The sequence below is a fragment of the Enterococcus sp. AZ196 genome (genome assembly GCF_050498845.1).
Classification (GTDB): domain Bacteria; phylum Bacillota; class Bacilli; order Lactobacillales; family Enterococcaceae; genus Enterococcus_A; species Enterococcus_A murrayae.
The window spans coordinates 1,557,598-1,577,111 of record NZ_JBIPAM010000002.1 but is presented as its reverse complement, the minus strand read 5'-3'; the positions used below and the strand labels follow the sequence as shown (position 1 = coordinate 1,577,111).

Genomic DNA, 19,514 nt, shown 5'->3' with positions numbered 1-19,514 from the left:
ATGTTCGCGACGCAAGGCTTCGATGCAATCTTTTTACCATCAGGATTAGCTGCAAATATCGCTGAAGCTGGTGCCGCTGGCGCAGTAGCATTTAAAACAAAAAATAAAGCGTTAAAAGGGACGGCAATTTCAGCGACGATTTCAGCGCTGCTGGGGATTACAGAGCCTGCACTTTATGGTGTTAATCTCCGCTTAAAAAAACCGTTCATCGCCGTACTATTAGGATCGCTCTTAGGCGGCTGTTACATCGGATTCTTAGGAATTACTGCACCGACTTTTGTTACACCAAGTCTGTTGACGATTCCGATTTTTGCAGGAACGATCCCTAACTTTATTTTGGGTCTTACGAGTATACCTGTGACGTTTCTCATTACCTTTGTTATCACTTATGTTATTGGCTTTGAAGATATCACGGATACGAATCAGGAGCATTCGTTGCATTCGCCAATAAAAGGAAAAATCATCAAGCTAGAAGAAGTAAATGATCAAGCCTTTTCATCAAAAATGATGGGAGAAGGTTTTGGCGTAGTACCTAGTGAAGGCAAAGTAATCAGTCCTTTTGACGCAGAGGTTGTTTCGGTTTTTCCAACGAAACATGCAATTGGTCTTAAGCGCGGAGACGGACTGGAATTGTTGATTCACGTTGGGATCGATACAGTTGAATTAAATGGCGAGTATTTTGAAAGCTTAGTGAAGCAGGGGGACTTTGTAAAAAAAGATCAAGAGCTGCTTATCTTTGACAATAAAAAAATTCAACAATCAGGTTTTGATACGACCACAGCTGTCGTAGTTACCAATTCAAAAGAGTTTGAAGAAATACATTTAAAGGATACGGATGGAGTTGAGGTGCTGTATGTTAAATAATCAAGTAGCTAGTCATTTTTTATGGGGCGCGTCTACATCTGCCAATCAAATTGAAGGTGCCTGGAATGAAGATGGAAAAGGTGTTAGTGTTATTGACACCATCGCTACCGATTTTGAAAAAGGGGTTCGGGTAGAGGTTCCATCGGCTTTTGAGAATGAATACTATTCTTCCCATAAGGCAGTGGATTTTTATCACCATTACAAGGAAGATATCAAAATGATGGGAGAAATGGGATTAAAAGCCTATCGCATGTCTATTGCATGGACGCGAATTTATCCAAATGGCGTTGAGGAGGAACCAAATGAAGACGGACTTCTCTTCTATGATCAAGTATTTAACGAACTAACAAAATATGGGATTGAACCGATCGTGACAATCTCCCATTACGAATCACCATGGTATTTGGCGGAACGAGGCGGTTGGACCAATCGCGAAATGATCGATCATTATCTGAAATATTGCCAGACGTTGTTTGACCGGTATCACAATCAAGTAAAATATTGGATTACCTTCAATGAAATCAATTGTACGTTAGTTGATTTTGGGATTCGAACAGCCGTGGGCTTGAATGCGTCGATTCCATCTGAAATCAACAATGAGCATACTCGTTATCAAGCCTTGCACCATCAATTTCTAGCAAGTGCAAAAGCAGTGAAAATGGCTCATGAGATCGATCCCAGCTTACAAATCGGCTGTATGATTGCGAGTATGATCGGTTACCCCCTGACAAGCCGTCCAATGGATGTTTTTGCCACTCTGCAGCAGCAGCAAATGAAAAATATGTTTTGCAGCGATGTGATGATCCGCGGTTATTATCCAGGCTATTCAAAGAGATATTTTGCTGAGCAGGGAATTGAAATTAAGACTCTCGAAGAAGATGAAGCGATTTTACGTGACGGATGTGTCGATTTCTATTCCTGCAGCTACTACCAATCGATTTGCGTCAGCGGACAAAATGAAGGTGACGCTTTAGGCAAGGATAAGGCTGCGGGGAACCTGATCTCAGGTTTTGGCGTGAAAAATCCTTACTTGGAGGAAAGTGAGTGGGGCTGGCAGATCGATGCTACCGGCTTGCGCTATTTACTAAACACTGTCTATGATCGTTACCAATTGCCAATCATGATCGTGGAAAATGGCTTAGGCGCCAAAGATGAATTAATCGATGGCAAGGTGAAGGATCACTATCGAATCGATTATTTGAAGGAACATGTTGCCGCTATGATCGAGGCCATTCATGATGGAGTAGATGTCGTTGGTTATATGCCTTGGAGTGCGATTGATTTGGTCGCTTTATCTACAGGGAGTGTCGAGAAACGGTACGGCTTTATCTACGTTGATACCAATAATCATGGAGAAGGCAGCTTCAAACGATACCCAAAAGCTTCCTATTATTGGTATAAAACGGTCATTAATACTAATGGCAGGGTACTTGATTCCAACGCGTTAAAAATAGGGGATGAATAAGCGTTTACAGATAGGAAAGTCATTTACCGAAAATAGAAGAAAAAAACGATAATGGGTTCTAGGATTGCAATGGACTCGAAAAAAGCCGCTTCCTGTCTAGCAGGGAACGGCTTTTCCTATAACTAAAATTTATTTTTCAACAAAAGTGCCTATCAGCATATTTGGATTTCTGGGATTATTTCATTGATCAAAGTGAACGATAAGGTTCTTCACTTTCGAATTAAATATAATTTCCTGAACTGCAATGGCGTGTAGCCTGTTAGTTTTTTAAACAGTGAAATAAAGTAACTAGTATCTGAGAAGCCGCAAAGGGCGGTAATTTCTTGGATTTTCAAATGGCTGTGGTTGATCAATAGCTCCTTAGACTTATTCAGACGAACTTTTTGCAAGTAAGAAAAGATGGTTTCGTTTGTATATTTCTTAAAAACACGGCTTAAGTACTGCGGTGTAACAAAAAGGTTACTTGCCAGCTCTTCAAGTGTCAAAGGTAGCTCGAATTGATTCTCAATTGTTGTGATGGTTGGGAGAACATATTTTTTGTAAATCTGATCTTCAGTAAATTCATACTGTCTGGTTTGATTCAGATTCATTAAAAATTCATAGCACGAAACAGATAAATTTATTTGTTTCCTTCCACCTGTTAGATGCGTATCGATGATATCGTCAATCCATGAACTGTAATTGAAAAAGGTGGAGTCTTTACCTAAAATATAGTTTTTCCCGCCTACTATCTTTGAAAACTCATCACTTAGCGTACCGTTAAAAGTAACAAATTTTGTTAACCAACCTTTGTTAGAGAGATAAGTATGTGGAGTAAATGGTTTAATCAAAACTCCTTCACCTTTTTCAAGACGCAGTAAACGATTATCAATACTAATATCTCCATAGCCTTCTTCTGTTTGGAGCCAATGGAAATGCGGGTATCCTTCCTTTCGGACAATGCTCTCTTGCTCCCAATGATTTCCGATACTGCCTATGGATATTGGCAAATTGGCGCTAGTTATTTGAAAAAAAATCGGCATTTTCTCCACCTCTGTTTCATATATTCCTATTAACGCTTTCATTGTATCATATTATGATGGCTGGGAGCTTGCTATAATAAGGAATAATGAATGAAGCGGAGGATGATGAGGAATGGATAATATGCAACATTTTCTATATGGCGGCGATTACAATCCAAATCAGTGGGATAAAACCATCTGGCAAGAGGACCTAGATTTTTTTGAAGAGGCACGGATCAATAGTGCGACAATCAATGTTTTTTCTTGGGCGAAAATTCAGCCCTCAGAAGAAGAGTATGATTTCAATGAACTTGATGAAGTGATTGAAATGTTAAGTAAACACAAGAACTATATCGTTTTAGCGACTTCAACGGCAGCACTTCCGGCTTGGATGTTTAAAAAGTATCCTGAAGTTGGGCGAACGGATTTTGAAGGACGTCGTCATAAATTTGGTCAAAGACACAATGCCTGTCCGAATAGTTTGGTATATCAAAAATATGCCAAAAGATTAGCTGGAAAGTTAGCAGAGCGTTATGGCAGGAATCCGAATATAGCGTACTGGCATGTGAATAATGAATATGGCGGAGAGTGTTTTTGTGAAAACTGCGAAGCGGCTTTTCGTGTATGGCTGAAGAAGAAGTACAAGACGATTGAAGCCCTAAATAAGGCATGGAATCTTGAATTTTGGGGGCATACTGTTTATGAATGGGATGAAGTTGTCTTACCTAATGCATTAAGTGAAGGGATATCCTATGAAAAGACGGCCTTTGCAGGAATTTCAATTGATTATCGTCGTTTTAACTCTGATAGTATGTTAGAGAATTTCAAAATGGAAAGAGATGCGATTCGAAAATATGATTTGGTTACACCGATTACAACGAATCTTATGGGAACTTACCGTTACTTAGATTATTTCAAGTGGGCGAAGGAGATGGATATCGTTTCATGGGATAATTATCCTGCGTATAATACTCCGTGGAGCTTAACAGCGATGCGGCATGATTTAATGAGGGGATTGAAGCAGGCGCCATTTATGCTGATGGAGCAAACACCAAGCCAGCAAAATTGGCAGCCCTATAATTCACTCAAAAAACCAGGACAAATGAGGGCACAAAGCTATCAAACGATTGCCCATGGATCAAATACGATTCAGTATTTTCAACTTAGAAGGTCAATCGGCGGCTGCGAAAAGTTTCATGGTGCCGTCATCGCTCATAGTGGGAGCGCGGAGACCAGAGTATTCAAGGAAGTAAAAGCACTGGGAAAAGAAATTGAAAAAATTGGAGAGAAGATTTTGGCCACTCAAAACAAGAGTGAAGTGGCTCTTATTTTTGATTGGGATAACTACTGGGCTCTTGAATATACAAGTGGACCAAATAAAGATTTAAAATACATCGATCAAGTTCATCAGGTGTATCAATATTTCTATAATCAGAATATTTCTGTCGATTTTGTATCAACGGAAGATGAGCTTTCAGGCTATAAGCTGGTCGCTGCTCCAGTACTGTATATGGTGACAGAAGGGCTGAAGCAACGACTAGAGGCCTATGTTAAAGATGGCGGGACTCTTGTCACTGGCTTCATGAGCGGGATAGTCGATTCTTCAGATAATGTTCACTTAGGCGGTTACCCAGGACCGCTTAGAAAGCTTACTGGAATTTGGGTCGAGGAAATTGATGCACTCGCACCAGAACAATTTAATGAAGTTTCCTTTTCAAAAGGGCCTATTGGAAAAGGGGCACTGCTGAGTGATGTCATTCATTTGGAAGGGGCTGAAGCTCTAGCACATTTCACCTCCAACTTTTACAAAGGGCATCCTGCGGCAACCGTCAATTTCTTTGAACGTGGAAGGGTCTACTATTATGGCACACAGCTTGATGAAGAAAGCCTGAAGCTGTTTTTGGATGAAGCAGCGGAACAGGCAAAAGTAGATAAACGATTTTCTGACACGCCTTTAGAAATCACTCGCCGATTTTCAAGAGAAGAAACGTTTATATTCATCATTAACTTAACGCAGAAAAATCATTCTGTTCCGCAAAAGCTAATTGGTAAAAAAGATATTCTGACTGGATCAATCCTTGAAGAAAATCAGCTGCTTACTCCAAACGAAGTGCGAATCATCGTTGAATAAATTAAAGCCAGCCGTTTTTAAAAACGGCTGGCTCTTTCAATCGGAATATTGTTTCATATATTTATATTTTTTAGTTAATTATTTTATATGAACTTTTCCAAATGCTTCGTATAATATAGTTATTCAATCCCGGGATTTTATATTTTGAAATTATTGGTTGACGCTTAGTTTCGTTTACTATTATTTGTAATCGGTAACATAAAGAAGGGAGTTATAAGCATGGCAGACAAGGAATATCATAAAATCGCAAAAGCGGTGTTAGAAGCAGTTGGGGGAAAAGAGAATATTATATCAATGGCTCATTGTGCCACCCGTTTAAGACTGGTCGTAAAAGATCGTGAGAAAATCAATGATGAGATGGTTGATCAAATCGATAAAGCAAAAGGCTTCTTTTTCACTTCTGGACAATATCAAATCATTTTTGGAACTGGTATTGTAAATCGCGTCTATGAAGCAATGGAGGAGATCGGAGTTGACGCCACTTCTAAGTCAGAATTGAAGGAGCAAGCTTCTGAGCAGGAGGGGAATCGCTTCAAGCGAATCATTCGAGTTTTTGGTGATGTATTCGTTCCCATCATCCCCGCATTAGTAGCCACTGGGCTATTCATGGGTTTAAGGGGACTGATTACTCAGCCGCAAATTCTTTCTTGGTTCAATATGGCTCCTGAAGATATTTCGCAGAATTTTTTAACGATCACTCAGATTTTGACAGATACCGCATTTGGTTTCTTACCAGTACTAGTTTGCTGGTCAGCGTTTCGCGTTTTTGGAGGCAGTCCATTATTAGGTATCGTTCTTGGCTTGATGTTAGTAAGTCCGAGTCTGCCTACTTCATGGGATGTTGCTCAAGGAACCGGGGATCCGTTACTGTTTTTTGGCTTCATAAAAGTTGCCGGCTACCAAGGTTCAGTGCTACCGGCATTCATTATGGGATTTTTAGGAGCGAACATAGAAAAACGTATCCGTCGTGCCGTTCCGCCAGCGTTAGATTTAATTGTTACGCCCTTTGTTAGTTTGCTAATCATGATTTTACTAGCACTATTTATAGTAGGACCAATCTTCCACGAGGTTGAATTGCTGATGCTTAAAGCAGTGGAAGTAATTTTAGCATTGCCTTTTGGTATTGGCGGTCTCTTGTATGGCATGATCAATCAGGTAATTGTGGTAACCGGCTTGCATCATGCGTTGAATTTGATCGAAATTCAAATGTTAGCAGATACTGGCTGGAATGCGGTGAACCCAATCAGTTCAGCATCTATCTGTGCTCAAGCGGGAGCGGCATTAGCGGTGGCAATCAAATCAAAACAAACCAAAATCAAGGCCATTGCGTTTCCTTCTACTTTATCCGCACTATTAGGTATTACGGAGCCGGCGATCTTTGGGATTAACCTGCGTTTTGGAAAACCTTTTGTTATGGGCTTAATCGGCGGCGGAGCTGGTGGCTTTCTAGCGAGTCTTTTCAACTTACGAGGGACTGGCATGTCAATAACGGCGATTCCAGGCTTGCTTTTATATCTTAATAGTCAAATAGTTTTATATATCGTGGTCTGTGTCGTAGGATTTAGTGTTGCCTTTGGATTAACGTATATGTTTGGTTATAAAGACGAGACAGAAGAAACTAAAAAAAGTGTGGTTGATGATGAAAATGACAGTATCACAGTTGTCCAATAAGGATAAATATAAGCCGTATCATTTATGGGAAAAAGGGTATAAGGAACGACTAGAAAAAATCGCGGAACACTCTATATGGCGACAAAAATACCACATTCAGCCACGATCAGGACTGTTAAATGATCCGAACGGGTTCTCCTATTATAATGGGAAATGGCATCTTTTTTATCAATCTTATCCCTTTGGAACGATTCATGGATTAAAGTCTTGGTACCACGTAGAATCAAAAGATCTTATTTCATGGGAAGAAAAAGGAGCCGCTATTGTACCTGATGGACCATTTGATAGCCATGGTGCGTATTCTGGCTCAGCGATTCCTGCAAAAGATGGATTGAAATTGTTTTACACCGGTAATGTCCGCAGTCAAGATTGGGAGCGTCGTTCTTATCAACTAGGAGCTGTAATGGATCTTAATGGAGCTGTAGCAAAGAATCCAAAGCCATTGATAGCTGCTCCGCCAAAGGGATATACGCAGCATTTTCGTGATCCGCAGGTCTTTCGTTTTGAAGACTGCTTCTACATGATTCTAGGAGCTCAAAAAATAGGTGAAACGGGTGAGATACTTATTTATAGAAGTGTGGATCTAGAAGATTGGGAGCTGCTTGGCCCGTTAAATTTTACAGATCAGACGATGGGTTACATGATCGAATGTCCGCATTTAGTTGGTTTAACAAAGACGCCGATTTTGCTATTTTGCCCCCAAGGATTGGATCAGTCGCTCTTAGCGTATGACAATTTGAACCCCAATTGCTATTTGATTGGAGAGCATTTTGACTTAGAAAAGGGAGAGTTTCAGGCTAAGAGCTTTTTAAAGAATTTGGATGACGGCTTTGATGTTTATGCCACACAAGCAATAGATGCGCCTGATGGACGGACATTGGCGGTAAGCTGGTTAGGATTACCAGAATCACAATACCCTGTATGCAAGGACAAATGGACCAATTGTTTGAGCTTAGTCAAGGAGCTGACGGTTATAGATGGAGAGCTTCATCAATATCCTGTGGAAGAGCTTCAATTGTATAAACAATTGATCCATCAGAGTTCTAGTGCTCTTGAAGGAAAGGAATTGAAGCACCAGCTTGAAGAAAACTGCTACGAATACGAGCTATTGATAGAAGAAGGAAGCGGAACTCTCCATCTCTTTTCTGACAGTGGTATGAACCGTTCATTGGCTATTCGATTCGATACGGCAAAAGGAACGGTTACTGTGGACCGTTCTATGGTAGGAGAGCGGATTAAAGAGTCAAATAGTATTCGTCAAACGAGCCTGCCGCCTAATAAGGCAATCAAGATGAACATTTTTGTAGATTTTTCATCGATAGAAATCTTCTTTAATGACGGTATCAAGGTGCTTTCCGCGTTAGTTTTTCCGCAAGAGAACGACACCTATATCGGGTTAGAGGGAAGAGATGCTTGCTATATAGAGAAGCTTTATTTAATAGGAGGATCTTCAAATGTGGATTAGGAAGAAAGAAGTCGCTATTGAAATGCCGGTCAAAGGAGAGCTTATACCTATTGAAGAAGTTAATGATCCTATATTTTCATCAAAAACAATGGGAGAAGGCTTCGCTGTCAGACCGAAAAATGGAGAAATATTCGCTCCAGTCTCCGGAAAGGTAATCAGTATCTTTGAAACGAAGCATGCGATAGGAATTGAAACTAAAAACGGAGTAAGTTTGTTAATTCATATGGGGATCGATTCTGTTGAACTAAAGGGAGTTCCCTTTACCCTATTTGTTTCAGAAGGCAGAAAAATCAAGCAGGGGTCAAAAATTGCTGAAATGGATCTGGCCTATTTCAAAGAGGCTGGAAAGTCGGATGAAGTGGTGTTTGTTCTTACAGAAAAAGACCAATATAAAAATTTCTCAATTGATCAATACGGCGATATTTCTATGAATGAGCAAATAGGTACGATAGTGATTTAACCCTCTGATTGCAGATGGACGAAATAAAGTATAAAAATAGAAAGCCGAACGCTCATATTGCTGTCGATTGCGATGGTATATGGACGTTTGGCTTTTCCTTTTGTTAAGTATTTTTCAAAAAGGCTTTTGAATCAAAGCTTTTTTCAGGAAGATTATCATAAGCGATTCTTATTCATTGACAAAACAGAGGTTTTACATGAATATTAGAATGAACGTTCTAATAAAATGAAGTTAGACTCTAGTGTTGAGAAGGGAGAGAGCCGTTTGGGAAGAAAAAAAGAGTTTGATAAGCAGCTCGTACTAAAAAAAGCGATGGATGTTTTTTGGAAACAAGGGTATGAACATACTTCCATGCAGGATCTTGTAGATGCTATGACAATTCATCGGCGAAGTATTTACGATACTTTTGGCGATAAGCATCATCTATTTATCGCTGCATTGAAGCTCTATGAAGAAATGCTTGAAACGGTGATGACGGAAAAGGTTTCAGAAGGCAAGAATGTGCAGGATAAATTGAAGCATATTTTTTCTATTTCCATAGCAGCTGAGGAGCCGGGAAAAGGATGTTTAATTGTGAACACTGCGACTGAATTGTCTTCTATCGATCCTGTTATAGCAGAAGAAATTCGTTCCTTCTTTGGACGCGAAGAGCAATTTCTCTTTAATATCCTTTTGTCAGCACAAGAGCAAAATGAACTGTCACCTGATGCTGACATCGCGTCACTGGCTTCCTATATTCAAAATGCTCTTGTGGGTATCAGGGTGCTATCAAAGACAACCAATGATAACGAAAAACTGGATCGTATTATTGAACAAACATTATCGATTATTAAGTAAGGAAAGTTTCAAAAATAGGAATTTTACTCCATGAATCTGCTGAGGAATGAACGATTATCACAGATTGTGAAAAGCTATTAAGGCAGGCTCGTGGAGAATTTTCTTTAAACAGGAGAGTGAGAATAAGATGAAAGCAGCACAAATACAAAAATATTCAAAGGATATCAATGTTCAAGTTGTTGATATTCCCGTTCCGAAAATAGGAGAAACAGAAGTTCTGATTAAGGTCAAAACCGCAGCAGTAAATCCACTAGAACTCTTAAATATTACGGGTAGTGTGAAGCTGATTCAAGATTACGAAAAACCATTCACGCTTGGGAATGAGTTGACCGGTGTGATTGAAGAAGTAGGGAGTCGAGTAGTGAATTTTAAAAAAGGAGACAAGGTTTACTCGCGATTACCTATTGCTAAAATAGGAGCTTTTGCTGAGTATGCGGCTGTGGATCAATCAGCGATCTGGTACCTGCCTCAGAATCTTGACTATGTTACAGGAGCAGGAGTGCCGTTGACAGGTTTAACTGCTTATCAAGGATTGACAGAAGTGCTGCAGGCTAAACCAGGACAATCTGTTTTTATCCCTGGCGGCTCGGGCAGCTTTGGCCAAATGGCCGTTCCTATTGCCAAGGCTCTTGGATTACAGGTAATCGTTTCAGGAAACGCGGCAGCAAAAGATCGGATCCTTCAAGCGGGAGCGGATCAGTATTTAGATTATAAAAAGGAAAATTATTGGGAAGTATTAGATAACGTTGACTTTGTTATCGACACCTTGGGAGTCAACGAGATTGATCACGAACTTTCTATATTGAAGCCTAATGGGAAATTGCTTAGCCTAATCGCAGGACCGAACAAACAATTTGCTATTGAACAAAAACTGCCGAAGTGGAAGCAATGGTTGTTTGGAGCGGCCGGTTCAAAATTAGACAAAAAGGCTGAAAAACAGCAGGCAGAGTATCGCTTTATTTTCGTCCGTTCAGATGGTGAACAGCTGCGAAAAGTTACCGAAATTGTAGAGAAAAACAATATAGTTCCGGCTATTGATCCCCATGATTTCACTATTGAACAAATCAATGAAGCTATATCATATGTAAAAAATGGTCATCCTAATGGCAAAGTGGTTATCAAATTCACTTAAGGAATAAAGCGGATCGTATGGTAATTTTTTGTAACTAGTAGTGTCTATCTGAAAAAAGAGGCGTATGTTTGATTCTGCTCCTCCGATTTTAAATAAACGAGTTTTTAAAGAGTGATGGATAAGCACGAATTACTATGGCTGTGCAGGACTCTCATTTTGGGAATCCTGCATTCAACTACTAAAGCTTCATTGTACTTGCTAAAAAAGGCGCAAATAGGCAAAGATTCCTTTATTTTTCATACAAGGCAGCGATGTCCTGTATTCTTCGTTTCATTTCCTCACGCACATGGGCAGGCTCTAAACACTCGCATTTATCGCCAAAGCTGAAAAGAATATTGTAGTAAAAATCGTTCTCAATAAAAGGAAAAAGGACGATGTAATGCTCCTCGCCATCTGGCGAAAAGTGATCAAAGGAACAATGGTCAAGCACGATATCCATGACTGAGCGATGGATCCGAAGCGTGATCTCTATTTGCAGTGTCTCAAAAATATCGTAAATTTCCAGCTGAGGTTTTTGATACTCTCGCGGTGTAAAGGTTTCATTTTGGATGTGCAGATTCGATAGGCGAGATAGTTTAAATAGGCGGAAATCCTTTCTTTTGCAACAATAGCCTTGGACATACCAATGATTGCCCTTCAATACCAGCTGATAAGGTTCGATTGTTCGCTCGGTTGTGTTTCCCTGCTGATTCGCATAGGTGAAGGAAGACAGTTTATTTTCTTGTAAAGCTTTTTTGAGTATCTCTAGATAGGTTTGGATATTTCTGTTGCCCATCCAAGGACTCAGATCAATGTGGATTTGATTGGCTTTTACTTCAATATCCCTTGCACTGTCTGCGGGGATAAAGCTTTTGACCTTTGCCAGAGCATTTGTCAGTTCTTCTCCTTGGACCATATTAGAGAGACTGGAAAGACTCAACAGCAGGGTAGACAAGTCTCCTTTTGAAAAGACCTTTTTATCAACTTTGTATTGCTCCATAATCTCAAAGCCGCCATTTACTCCAGGAGTGGAGCGAATCGGAATTCCTGCCACATTTAGCGAATCAATGTCGCGATAAATCGTACGGGGAGAAACTTCAAATTGATCTGCGAGCTCTTGAGCGCCTATTCTTTTTTTATCAAGCAGAATCATAATAATGCTAATGAGTCGTTCCACTTTCATTTGATCACACCTCCGAAACTTTCTTTAATTTCATCATAGATTGTTGCCATAATGGTGTCAACAATACTTAGGTATACTACTAGTAGATAAACCAATCAATCTATTTAGATCAAAGAAAATGGAGGAAATTTTATGACGACAATTTATGTTTATATTCTTGATACATTCGCTGACTGGGAGCTGGGAAATGTGACCTCAGAGTTGAAATCAGGTCGATTTTTCAAAAAGGACGGGCCGCAAGTATCGCTCAAAACAGTGAGTTACTATAAAGACCCAATTCAGTCAATGGGTGGGATGACAATCGTACCTGATTGCTTGATCGATGACGTGGTGGTGAGTGAAAAAAATGTACTGCTGCTGCCAGGAGCGAACACGTGGGCTGAACCAAAGCATAGCGCCATCATTGAAAAAGCCAGCGAATTCCTTTCGGCAGGTGCCACAGTTGGTGCAATCTGCGGAGCGACTGCTGCACTGGCTAACTTTGGTCTATTGAACGAACGAGCACATACCAGCAATGGGCCAGGCTTTCTTGAAATGTTCTCGTCTAATTACAGCGGGCAAGAGTTTTACGTAGATGAACCATCAGTAGCAGGTGATCATTTGATTACAGCAAGCTCTACTGGAGGCTTGCTGTGGGCTAAACAGATTATTGAGCGATTAGATGTTTTTCAAGCAGATACACTGGAAGCTTGGTATGAGTATTTTAGTACTGGTAAGCCAGAATATTTTTATGCATTGATGGGCTCTTTGCCAACGGGGGATGAAGAGTGATTTAATTGGATTTCTAGGTTCATTTTTGTCATAAATTTCTTATGTTGTGTTTAAAATAGTGATTCTTATATCAAAAAGAAAGGACTCTCCTTTTAAAAGAGTCCTTTCTTTTTTTATTTATAACGATATTATTACGAAGAACAATGAATTTTCTCTTCAAAAATTGGTAGAATGAAAATGATTTGAGTAATTTATTTTGGATATGTGAATATTCAAGGGGGACCACACTTTTAGCAATAGTTATTTCCGTTATTTTAACGAATAATGGCAAAAAAGAAAAAAGCAGTATCCGTTTAGATAGTCTTCTGTAAAAGATGAAGCTTAACGGCTTTTTTTGCTTTTTTAGCGAAACTATTTCGTGTTTTTCTTAAAACCCGGAAAAATCACGTGAATTCAAATTATATGCAACGTATTATCCGAAGAAGATGAGTTAATTATAATATGCATATTATTTATTTGCAAGTTTTATTTTATTTTTTTGTGACTTTTTTGTGATAATAGTGATTTATTTTGATAATCCAATAGATTGGTTCATTGTTTTTCAATAGGGTTATCCACATTTTGATCAAATGCGTTATTACAAATGCCGTCAAATAAACCGTCAAAGAGAAAGGGAATGTTAAATGAGTAGACGCGGTGAAAATATTTATAAAAGAAAAGATGGGCGATGGGAAGGTCGCTATCAAAAAGGACGAACCCCCGATGGAAAAATCAAATATGGTTCTGTTTATGGACGGAGCTATCAAGAAACCAAATACAAACTATATCCATTGAAGATAAAATATCAGAGATTGATCTCCATGCAGGGAACTTGCGCTATCCCTTTTTATCAATGGGCAAATCATTGGCTGACAACGATACGAGGAACTATAAAACCAGCAACCTATGCCAGTTATGATTACAAAATGATTCACTTTATTTTACCAATGCTGAATGATACCTATCTCAATGAGCTCGACGAAGCAGCGATCAAAGGCTTGTTGGACTCATGGAAAGCCAAGCAATTTAAAGAATCGACCATTCGGGTAGTTTTTCAGGAGTTGAAAAGTTGTTTGTCGCTTGCTGTAAAACAAGGATACTTAGTAAGCAATCCCTGTGATCAGATTGTTTTACCTAAGCAGGATAAGAAGCGGGTATGTGCACTTAGTAAAAAGGAGCAGGCAATGCTAGAGCGGACACTTGCGGACACTCCGCTAAATAAAAGATTACCAGTTATTCTTGCTCTTCAAACAGGTATGCGCATTGGCGAAATCGCAGCACTTCAATGGAAAAACGTTGATTTTGATTCGAATGTGATCCATGTAGAGCACACGTTTCAACGGATTCCTTCGGTGGATCGAGGACAGAAGGCTTCGGAATTAGTCTTATCCTCGCCCAAAACCAGCGCCTCAAAACGGCTTATCCCGATGTCTCGACGGGTTCGGCAGGAATTGCTCAAGGCCAGAGAGCAGCGAACAGGGTCATTTATTATTTCGACAAAAGGAGGACCTAGTGAACCGCGGTTAATTGGCTATCATTTTCATCAGTTAATGAAGAAAGCTCAATTAATCGGCAAGCATTTTCATCAATTGCGACATACTTTTGCAACACGTTGCGTTGAAAGGAATCGAGATATTGCATCCATCAGTGCGTTATTGGGACACTCTTCGACACAAATGACCTTAGATACCTATTCTTCAGCACTATTAGAGCAGCGGATGAAAGTCATTGAGTCTATCGCCTAACTAAATATTTTATAAAAAACGAACGTTATTTAATATTCGGGTAGTTTTTTTTTCTTTTTTTGCCTTTTTTTCATAGTGGCAGCACTAGAGAATAAGTTTGCTTTTTCTTCTTAAATAAAGAGTGTGGTTTGCTCTTTTTTCAAATCCTTTTTTTCTCTAAAAAAAATAGACCGTCATTTTCTGGTCACGGTATCGTAAAAAGCTGATTCGTACAAGAGTTTAGCTGGATTACTTGTTTTTAAGAAAAACAAGTAACTTCCATTTTACCGAAAAAAACAATAAATGTATATCAAAGTATGTATCCATAGAAGAGGATGTTATTTATCGGTCTCAAATGCTTCGGCATTTTAGATAAAAAAAAGAATTTTGAAGGAGCGTATCAAACAATGAAAAGAAAATTATTTGCAGGTTTAGTTACCAGCCTGTCAGTCGCAGGTCTATGTGTGGCAAGTGGGGCAAGCGTGTTGGCGGCAGAAGTGGACAGAGCGAACACAGATGTCGGAATTGGGTTTACTGAACACGGACCTGGTCAAGAGGATGGACCACTAGAAATTACTTGGGCACCACTTAGCTTGGACTTTTATAATGGTAATGAAGTAAATACAGCAGTTAAGGCATTTCCTGAAATATCTGGAAACAAAAAATATACTGTCGTGAAAGATGAACGTGCTGGCGCGACCGATGAGTGGAAATTAACTGCTAGCTTGAGTGAGTTAACTAGTCCTAGAGCAAGTGGAACTGGTGTGGACAAGTTAACAGGTGCAGAACTACAGTTTACTACAGCAGTTAAAGGATACGAGGGTGTGAATCCACCGGAATCTGCTGGATCAGTTACTACTGATGCTAGAACAGCTGTTGCTGCTACTTCAGGCAATATCAGTGCAGGTGCTGCTGCAACTAAAGTATTGGAAGACGGAACTGCTGGAAGCGGTACTTTCCAAGGTCAATCAGCTTTAGAAATGGACAATATTAATTTAGAAGTACCCGCAAATGTAGCGAAAGCTGGAGCTCAATATACAGGTACACTAACTTGGTCATTGGATGACGTAATTTAAGTATAAATCAAATCGAAAAAAGCACGAAGGATTAGGGGGAGGAGGAAATGCCGCCCCCTAATTTTTCTATTGACTGCTTGTCAAGAGTGCTGAGTTTTAGGAGGCTCTTCGTGAAAATATGTAACTATTTATCTAAACGATTGCCCTATTTGATGTTGATTTTGTTATGGTTGTTCATCCCTATCGAGAGTCAAGCAGAAGACAAATCTGCACCAGCTCAAATGGGGTTTGCAGTGGAAAGTGTGATTCCGGAAAATCAAGTAGATACGACGAAATCGTATTTTTATCTGTCTATGTCACCAAATGACCGACAAACGATTCAGGTGAAGATTAAAAATCTGCAAAAAGAACCGGTAACGATAAAAATTGCCGTGCATGATGCCGTCAGCAGTTCTGTAGGAGCGATCGATTACGCCAAAAATAAACCGAAGTTAGACCCGAGTTTAACGGATCCAATCACCAGTTTGGTACATATCAAAGATGATCGAAGCGAAGTGACGATAGAGCCGGAGGAAGAGACGACAGTTTCTTTTGAGATTGCTTTACCGGAACGAGCATTTTCTGGTGTGAAGCTTGGTTCGTTACGATTTGTTCGTAAGGATAAAGAGCAAAAAAATCAAACGGGATTGATTCCTCAGTATGCACGGGTAGTGGCTTTAATGCTCACACAAGATGAAGAACAGTTTAATCACGGGGCAGATTTAAAGCTTAAGAAAGCGGATTTACAATTATCTAACGGGCGTAAAGTAGTTGCGGCTCGGATACAGAATGATCAGCCGAAAGTATTACAAGAACTAACGATTCAAGGGAGCGTGCAGAAAAAAGGCGAGGAAAATGTGTTAGCCAAACACAAGATGGAAGACTTTTCTGTTGCTCCAAACTCAAACTTTGATTTTGAGATTCCCTTAGGATTGGAGAAATTCCAACCGGGCACCTATGTTTTTCATGGGAAAGCACAAGGAGATGATCGAACATGGAAGTGGACGAAAGAATTCACGATTGGTCAAGAACAAGCTGATCGAATCAATGATGAAACGGTTTACCGAGTTCTGCTGCCGTCATGGGTACCATGGGTTGTTGGTGGACTTCTCCTTATTTTCATTTGTCTCTTTGCCGCTTTGTTCTCTCGCTTACGGAAGTGGCAAGCAGCGAGTAAAAAAAACGAAGGGACGTGATAAAATGAAACGGATAGGCACTATTTTTTTGCTGGTTTTATTGCCCCTGTTTGCTGTTGTTCAACCTAGTTTTGCCCAAGAAAAGGAGACAACAGTGGGGATTGGATTTGTTAAAACAACAAATGACTCGCCAAAAAACGAGCCAATTAACCAAGTACTCCCTAAAACAGACAATGCTGTTCACGCAACAGAGTGGACGCCGGCTAAACGCCTGCCACAGACCGGTTCTGTGCTCTCTCGGTGGATGCAGATATTAGGCAGTTTATGTCTGATGCTGGTTTTCTGGTTGTTTCTATATGTCATACTCAAAGAGGAGGAATCCATCACTGATGTCTAAACGTGTAAAATACCTGCTTTTAGTAGGGTTATTGCTTTCACAATTTAGTAATTTTCCGTTCGTTTCAGCAGAAACGATGACAAGCGAAATCAGTTCTACACTAAGTTCAGTGGCGGATGATCCAAGAACACAAAGTTCAAGTAATGAATCTACTTCTACTAAAAGCATTGAACAAAAGGTAGAAACGGATACTTCAGAAATACCTGAATCAGATCTACCAGAGGCCGATAGCAGATCCAGTGAAACTATTCCAAAAGAGAAAACCAATGATGCAGAAACGATTCGGCCACAAGCTGGTAAAACCCTGATTGAGGGAGTGGACATCGATGCAGATTTCGCGGAAATTTTACGAACAGGTGCGGATCTTCGGGATCCTAAATATGGTGAATGGTCTGGAGATGATAAAGGAAAAGACCAGTTGACGGTTGAAGATATGGAGGAACTAACTTACGTAAATATAGGTCACTATCACAAAAATGTGCAGTCTTTAAAGGGGATTGAATACGCAGTAAACCTTGAACGTTTGGAGGTCAATGGTAATAAATTAACTAATGTAGATCTGAGGGCGCTGCCAAAGCTAATTTATCTTGCCTTACGGGATTCTAAATTAGAAAAAGTGGATATCAGTAATTCTTTATTGTTGGAGACCATTTATTTAGACCGTAATCAACTAACGGATATCAATATGCCGCCCGCTTTCCCAAAGCTTAAATCATTGTATCTGAACAATAATCAATTAACAAGCTTAGAAATGGTTGAAGCACCAATAATGGAAACGTTAAGGTGCTACGATAATCAATTAACGAGTTTAGATGTAACTAAAGCTACTAAGCTGGGTGGTCTGTATTGTTGGAATAATCATTTAACGAGTTTAGATGTAACTAATAATTCATATATGACTATCATGGTCTGCTATGACAATGAGCTAACGAGCTTGGATGTAAGCAACATGCCAATTCTAAAAAAACTTTGGTGCATGAATAATAGAATCTCAGACATCACCAGTGCTTATGGATTAACTGAACTTAAAGATTTCGATGCCTCAGATCAAAGGCTGCAATTCGGAGTCCCTATTAATCAGAATGGTAAAATGATTGTCGATCTTTTAAAGACAAGTGCGCATGCTGGATTAAGCGTTGTGAATCAAACAATAGGAGGGCCACCAATTTTTACGATATCTGGAGATGTTATTGAGATGTCCAATATCGTTTATGATGATGTTGATGGAAATAGTTTAGCTTTTGAATATGATCCTGACCAATTAACAGAGGGAACGACTCCTATTGTGACTAAGCAATTTAGTGGAACGATTACGTTTGTTTCTGTCAGTGATTTGAAGAACCAGTTAAAACCTGAAAAGCAACGACTAACTTCAGGAGAAGAAGTTACTTGGACGTGGACAATGGAAAGCTTTGGAAATATTCCGGCAGAACAAATTTATGCAAACTTAGAGTTGCCTAGCGGCTTAACACTTGTACCAGGCAGTGTAACACTCGATGGAAATAGTGTGTCTGATAATATAGTAAACGGCACGACTACAGTCAGTGATTTAGCACCTGGCGATAGCCATCTAATCACTTTTAAGACCATTTGCCAAGGAAACGCGGAAGAATGGCTGGAGGCGATTGGAAAACTGACTTGGGGACCACCAGCCAATGCGAATCAATCAAAAGGGGCTGTTCAAATCTTAGATGATGAGCAAGTTGAACTTCCTGATGAGCCGTCCAATGATATGGAACTGCTCTCCGTACCGCTTTCCTTCCGTTATGGCATTTGGGGTGTAGAAAATACCGCACAAGTGATTCCTTTGCAGTCGTCGTTGTATCAGACCAATACAAATGTAGTAACAAGCGGGTTTTATACTCGTTTGCGAGACGATCGGACGATAAGTACTGGTTGGAAACTAACGGCACAGTTATCTGATTTTTCTGATACATCGAATGAAGCAATGCCGAATGGTGCAGGAGCTGCTTTGTATATGGAAAACATGAAGCTGGAATCAGTCCTCAATCGTGGATCGCAGCAAGAAGCGATCGATCCGTCACCGACGGGCGTGCCTTCTAATTTTTCTGCGAATACCATCCTTAATGCTGGTTCAACAGCTACAACATTGGTATCAGCAAGCAGCGGTGAAGGAAATGGAACTTGGCAAGTACGTGTTCCGTTCGACAAAGTTACCCTGCATCTTCCACCAAATGCTGGGAAACGCGGCAAGCATTATACTGCGAAATTAACCTGGTCATTAGATGATACTTTGTAAGATA

Annotated in this window: 16 protein-coding genes; 14 read left to right on the top strand and 2 right to left on the bottom strand. The window is 39.9% G+C overall.

Translation table 11 applies throughout. The features are described from left to right. The coding region (locus tag IGI67_RS25230) for a glucose PTS transporter subunit IIA (protein ID WP_429959805.1) at positions 1–864 on the top strand (864 nt) is incomplete at its 5' end. Beyond that, positions 854–2,329 carry a glycoside hydrolase family 1 protein gene (locus IGI67_RS25225; protein ID WP_429959804.1) on the top strand — a complete coding sequence of 492 codons (1,476 nt, stop codon included), beginning with the start codon at positions 854–856 and terminating at the stop codon, positions 2,327–2,329. The genes IGI67_RS25230 and IGI67_RS25225, both read left to right, overlap by 11 nt. A 209-nt stretch (positions 2,330–2,538) precedes the next feature. On the opposite strand, the gene IGI67_RS25220 is transcribed toward IGI67_RS25225, so the two are convergent. Next, complete coding sequence (locus tag IGI67_RS25220) at positions 2,539–3,351, bottom strand: AraC family transcriptional regulator (RefSeq protein WP_429959803.1); 813 nt, start codon at positions 3,349–3,351, stop codon at positions 2,539–2,541. A gap of 112 nt (positions 3,352–3,463) precedes the next feature. Here IGI67_RS25220 and IGI67_RS25215 point away from each other — a divergent pair, with 112 nt between their 5' ends. The 6 genes from IGI67_RS25215 (at position 3,464) to IGI67_RS25190 (ending at position 11,026) form a co-directional block, all read left to right on the top strand. Then, positions 3,464–5,461, top strand: a complete 1,998-nt coding sequence (locus IGI67_RS25215; protein WP_429959802.1) for a beta-galactosidase — start codon at positions 3,464–3,466, stop codon at positions 5,459–5,461. Positions 5,462–5,680: 219 nt separating this feature from the next. Beyond that, entirely contained in the window at positions 5,681–7,132 is a 1,452-nt protein-coding gene (locus tag IGI67_RS25210; protein ID WP_429959801.1) for a sucrose-specific PTS transporter subunit IIBC, read from the top strand. Further along, positions 7,098–8,597: a sucrose-6-phosphate hydrolase gene (locus IGI67_RS25205; protein ID WP_429959800.1), complete on the top strand. Its 1,500-nt coding sequence runs from the start codon at positions 7,098–7,100 to the stop codon at positions 8,595–8,597. Before IGI67_RS25210 ends, IGI67_RS25205 begins: the two co-directional genes overlap by 35 nt. Next, a complete protein-coding gene (locus IGI67_RS25200) occupies positions 8,587–9,057 on the top strand; it encodes a PTS sugar transporter subunit IIA (protein ID WP_429959799.1) in 471 nt (156 codons plus the stop codon). Before IGI67_RS25205 ends, IGI67_RS25200 begins: the two co-directional genes overlap by 11 nt. Before the next feature lie 264 nt (positions 9,058–9,321). Continuing rightward, positions 9,322–9,894, top strand: a complete 573-nt coding sequence (locus IGI67_RS25195; protein WP_429959798.1) for a TetR/AcrR family transcriptional regulator — start codon at positions 9,322–9,324, stop codon at positions 9,892–9,894. 127 nt (positions 9,895–10,021) lie between these two features. Then, positions 10,022–11,026: an NADP-dependent oxidoreductase gene (locus tag IGI67_RS25190; RefSeq protein WP_429959797.1), complete on the top strand. Its 1,005-nt coding sequence runs from the start codon at positions 10,022–10,024 to the stop codon at positions 11,024–11,026. Positions 11,027–11,255: 229 nt separating this feature from the next. On the opposite strand, the gene IGI67_RS25185 is transcribed toward IGI67_RS25190, so the two are convergent. Then, positions 11,256–12,188, bottom strand: coding sequence for a helix-turn-helix transcriptional regulator (locus IGI67_RS25185; protein ID WP_429959796.1), 933 nt, complete (start codon positions 12,186–12,188; stop codon positions 11,256–11,258). Positions 12,189–12,320: 132 nt separating this feature from the next. On the opposite strand from IGI67_RS25185, the gene IGI67_RS25180 reads away from it, so the two are divergent. From IGI67_RS25180 to IGI67_RS25155, 6 genes are all read left to right on the top strand, one after another. Beyond that, positions 12,321–12,959 (top strand): DJ-1/PfpI family protein, encoded by a 639-nt coding sequence (locus IGI67_RS25180; RefSeq protein WP_429959795.1) that lies wholly within the window; start codon positions 12,321–12,323, stop codon positions 12,957–12,959. A 623-nt stretch (positions 12,960–13,582) separates the two neighbouring features. Next, a complete protein-coding gene (locus IGI67_RS25175; protein WP_429959794.1) occupies positions 13,583–14,683 on the top strand; it encodes a tyrosine-type recombinase/integrase in 1,101 nt (366 codons plus the stop codon). A 386-nt stretch (positions 14,684–15,069) separates the two neighbouring features. Then, complete coding sequence (locus IGI67_RS25170; protein WP_207107601.1) at positions 15,070–15,738, top strand: WxL domain-containing protein; 669 nt, start codon at positions 15,070–15,072, stop codon at positions 15,736–15,738. A 110-nt stretch (positions 15,739–15,848) separates the two neighbouring features. After that, complete coding sequence (locus IGI67_RS25165) at positions 15,849–16,913, top strand: DUF916 and DUF3324 domain-containing protein (protein WP_429959793.1); 1,065 nt, start codon at positions 15,849–15,851, stop codon at positions 16,911–16,913. Positions 16,914–16,917: 4 nt separating this feature from the next. Further along, on the top strand, positions 16,918–17,250 hold the full coding sequence (locus IGI67_RS25160; RefSeq protein ID WP_429959792.1) for an LPXTG cell wall anchor domain-containing protein: 333 nt from the start codon (positions 16,918–16,920) through the stop codon (positions 17,248–17,250). Then, positions 17,243–19,510 (top strand): WxL domain-containing protein, encoded by a 2,268-nt coding sequence (locus tag IGI67_RS25155; RefSeq protein WP_429959791.1) that lies wholly within the window; start codon positions 17,243–17,245, stop codon positions 19,508–19,510. The genes IGI67_RS25160 and IGI67_RS25155 overlap by 8 nt, the downstream gene beginning before the upstream one ends. Positions 19,511–19,514: the final 4 nt, after the last annotated feature.

What these genes read in the sequence shown, in the direction of transcription:
- IGI67_RS25225 (WP_429959804.1), top strand. Translation starts at nt 854, where the DNA reads ATGTTAAATAATCAAGTAGCTAGTCATTTTTTATGGGGCGCGTCTACA.
- IGI67_RS25220 (WP_429959803.1), bottom strand. Translation starts at nt 3,351, where the DNA reads ATGCCGATTTTTTTTCAAATAACTAGCGCCAATTTGCCAATATCCATA.
- IGI67_RS25215 (WP_429959802.1), top strand. Translation starts at nt 3,464, where the DNA reads ATGGATAATATGCAACATTTTCTATATGGCGGCGATTACAATCCAAAT.
- IGI67_RS25210 (WP_429959801.1), top strand. Translation starts at nt 5,681, where the DNA reads ATGGCAGACAAGGAATATCATAAAATCGCAAAAGCGGTGTTAGAAGCA.
- IGI67_RS25205 (WP_429959800.1), top strand. Translation starts at nt 7,098, where the DNA reads ATGATGAAAATGACAGTATCACAGTTGTCCAATAAGGATAAATATAAG.
- IGI67_RS25200 (WP_429959799.1), top strand. Translation starts at nt 8,587, where the DNA reads ATGTGGATTAGGAAGAAAGAAGTCGCTATTGAAATGCCGGTCAAAGGA.
- IGI67_RS25190 (WP_429959797.1), top strand. Translation starts at nt 10,022, where the DNA reads ATGAAAGCAGCACAAATACAAAAATATTCAAAGGATATCAATGTTCAA.
- IGI67_RS25185 (WP_429959796.1), bottom strand. Translation starts at nt 12,188, where the DNA reads ATGAAAGTGGAACGACTCATTAGCATTATTATGATTCTGCTTGATAAA.
- IGI67_RS25180 (WP_429959795.1), top strand. Translation starts at nt 12,321, where the DNA reads ATGACGACAATTTATGTTTATATTCTTGATACATTCGCTGACTGGGAG.
- IGI67_RS25175 (WP_429959794.1), top strand. Translation starts at nt 13,583, where the DNA reads ATGAGTAGACGCGGTGAAAATATTTATAAAAGAAAAGATGGGCGATGG.
- IGI67_RS25170 (WP_207107601.1), top strand. Translation starts at nt 15,070, where the DNA reads ATGAAAAGAAAATTATTTGCAGGTTTAGTTACCAGCCTGTCAGTCGCA.
- IGI67_RS25160 (WP_429959792.1), top strand. Translation starts at nt 16,918, where the DNA reads ATGAAACGGATAGGCACTATTTTTTTGCTGGTTTTATTGCCCCTGTTT.
- IGI67_RS25155 (WP_429959791.1), top strand. Translation starts at nt 17,243, where the DNA reads ATGTCTAAACGTGTAAAATACCTGCTTTTAGTAGGGTTATTGCTTTCA.